We start from the raw sequence: 2063 nt of genomic DNA, 5'->3' as shown, positions 1-2063 counted from the left end.
TGGCTGGGCGGCGGGGCTGGCTTGGCGGTCACCAGCGGCTCTTGCTGGCGCGGTAGCGCAAAAGCGGCCAGACCTGCGGCGGGATCGGGCCGGGCCAGGGCGGCCTTGGCCTTGCGGCCTTTGCCGCCAGGCTTGCGGCGTTTGGCCGACGTTTTGCGAGGTTTGGTCGATGCTTTGCTGGGTTTGGAACTGGCCGGGGTGCGCAGCCGCTCTGGGGGTTCGCGCTCGGGCAAGGCGAAGAGCGGCTGCGCTGCGACCCGAGCCGGCAAGCCGGGAATTGGCAGCAACAGGGCGGTGGTACTGGCCCCGCGGTGCGGCGGGATCGCGATATCGCAGGGAAATCCGGGCGCCGGTTTGGCCAGCGGTTTGGCCAGCGGAATCTTGGCACCGCGCGGGCTGCGCGGCTTTGTAGCGACCTGATTTCTGCGGTTGTGCATCGCCAACCTGCCCCCAATCTGTTGCGATGCCTGCCTGGCTATCACACCATATGTTGATCCGCCGCATCCAGTTGGCTCCGATCCGGGGGCAACTTGGACCTATTGATTGTGGATCAAATGGGCGCTGCAAGTATGTCTGCGGGGTTGCAAAGCCCAGTTCAGGGTGCTAGCCGCCCGCCGGTTGAAGCCGATCCTTTAGGGATTCGGCCCATTTTCGTATTTTTGATTCCAGTTTTTAGATTCCTAAGGTGCATCCCCGCACCGGAAACCAGCGGGGCTCTGATCTTTTGGCCAATGAGGTGGTTCGGTTTATGCAAATTCTCGTCCGCGACAACAATGTTGAGCAGGCCCTGCGTGCGCTCAAGAAAAAGCTGCAGCGCGAAGGCGTCTATCGCGAGATGAAGCTGCGCCGTCACTATGAAAAGCCCAGCGAAAAGCGCGCCCGTGAAAAGGCTGCCGCCGTCCGCCGCGCCCGCAAGATGGAGCGCAAGCGGATGGAACGCGACGGCATCAAGTAAGCCGCCTTTGCCAACACTTGCAGCCTTGATGAAGGGCTTGTGATAGGCCATGAGGGCGCGGGGCCAGTTCCTGCGCCCTTTTGCATATCTTCCATACAGGTTCGAATTTAGACAGGATTGGGAATGACCGAAATTACCCGCGTACCGCTCCAGCCCGTAGCCAAGGGCACATTGACCAAGCTTTGGCTGGGCGTTCTGGCCGTGGCACTTGCTGCCGCCGGGTTGGTTTTCGCCACGATGCCGGCCGGGGTTAAGGTTGCCACCATCAAGGAAGGCACCGGCCGTTTCCCGACGATGGAAGATGTGGTCTGGATCAAATACGTCGGCAAGACTGCGGCCGATGGCAAGGAATTCCAGCGGACCCCGGAAAATCCCTTTCAGCTGCCGCCGGGCCTGCCCGCTGGCCTGATCCCCGATGGCATCCCGATGGAAATGGGCAAGGCTGTACCCGGCTTCACCGAAGGCCTGCTGAAGGTTCAAAAGGGCGGGAAATACACGTTCAATATCCCGGCTGAAAAGGCCTATGGGGCCAATCCGCCTCCGGAATCGGGCATCCCTGCCAATGCTGATCTGATCTTCGATATCGAAGTGACCGATATCATGACCCCGCAGCAGCAGCAGGAAAAGTATGCCCAGGCCGAAGCCGTGCTGTCAAAGCTGGCGCCCGGCGGACCAGAAGGCAAGGCTGGCGAAGCGGGCGGCGAAAAGCCTGAAGGCAAGCCGGCCGACGCTGACAAGAAGTAAGATCCAAACCAGGTAGGTAAAAGCAATGTCGGTCGATACCGCCACTGTCGCAAAAATTGCGGCGCTGGCTCGCATCAAGGTCAACGAAGCTGAAATCGCGGCGATGGTTCCCGAACTCAACGGGATCCTCGCCTGGGTTGAACAGCTGGGCGAAGTCGATGTTACCGGGGTTGAACCGATGACCGCGGTGATCGAGAACCAGCTGCGGCTGCGCGAAGATACTGTTACCGATGGCGGGGTGCAGGATGCCGTCCTGGCCAATGCCCCCGCCCGGCAGGGCCATTTCTTTGGCGTGCCCAAGGTGATCGAATGAAAATGCATGCCTCTTGCAAATTCCCCTCCCGCTTGCGGGAGGGGCTAGGGG

General features: G+C 61.0%; 4 protein-coding genes. 3 read left to right on the top strand and 1 reads right to left on the bottom strand.

Annotation, left to right across the window (positions count from 1 at the left end):
• On the bottom strand, positions 1-437 hold a 437-nt coding region (locus tag ABL914_RS13890; RefSeq protein WP_391563782.1), incomplete at its 3' end, for a hypothetical protein.
• A 311-nt stretch (positions 438-748) separates the two neighbouring features.
• Between ABL914_RS13890 and rpsU the strand changes: the two genes are divergently transcribed.
• The 3 genes from rpsU to gatC all read left to right on the top strand — a co-directional run bounded on the left by rpsU (position 749) and on the right by gatC (position 2012).
• Positions 749-955 carry a 30S ribosomal protein S21 gene (rpsU, locus tag ABL914_RS13885; RefSeq protein ID WP_391563781.1) on the top strand — a complete coding sequence of 69 codons (207 nt, stop codon included), beginning with the start codon at positions 749-751 and terminating at the stop codon, positions 953-955.
• Between the two features lie 123 nt (positions 956-1078).
• The gene (locus ABL914_RS13880) at positions 1079-1699 is read left to right on the top strand and encodes an FKBP-type peptidyl-prolyl cis-trans isomerase (RefSeq protein WP_391563780.1); all 621 of its coding nucleotides are present in this window, start codon (positions 1079-1081) and stop codon (positions 1697-1699) included.
• A 25-nt stretch (positions 1700-1724) separates the two neighbouring features.
• The gene (gene gatC / locus ABL914_RS13875) at positions 1725-2012 is read left to right on the top strand and encodes an Asp-tRNA(Asn)/Glu-tRNA(Gln) amidotransferase subunit GatC (RefSeq protein ID WP_391563779.1); all 288 of its coding nucleotides are present in this window, start codon (positions 1725-1727) and stop codon (positions 2010-2012) included.
• Positions 2013-2063: the final 51 nt, after the last annotated feature.

Origin of the sequence: Novosphingobium sp. (assembly GCF_040079535.1) — a bacterium.
Taxonomy (GTDB): domain Bacteria; phylum Pseudomonadota; class Alphaproteobacteria; order Sphingomonadales; family Sphingomonadaceae; genus Novosphingobium.
Note: the sequence above shows the minus strand (reverse complement) of the source record. Positions and strands in the feature narration are given on the sequence as shown.

What these genes read in the sequence shown, in the direction of transcription:
- gatC (WP_391563779.1), top strand. Translation starts at nt 1,725, where the DNA reads ATGTCGGTCGATACCGCCACTGTCGCAAAAATTGCGGCGCTGGCTCGC.
- ABL914_RS13880 (WP_391563780.1), top strand. Translation starts at nt 1,079, where the DNA reads ATGACCGAAATTACCCGCGTACCGCTCCAGCCCGTAGCCAAGGGCACA.
- rpsU (WP_391563781.1), top strand. Translation starts at nt 749, where the DNA reads ATGCAAATTCTCGTCCGCGACAACAATGTTGAGCAGGCCCTGCGTGCG.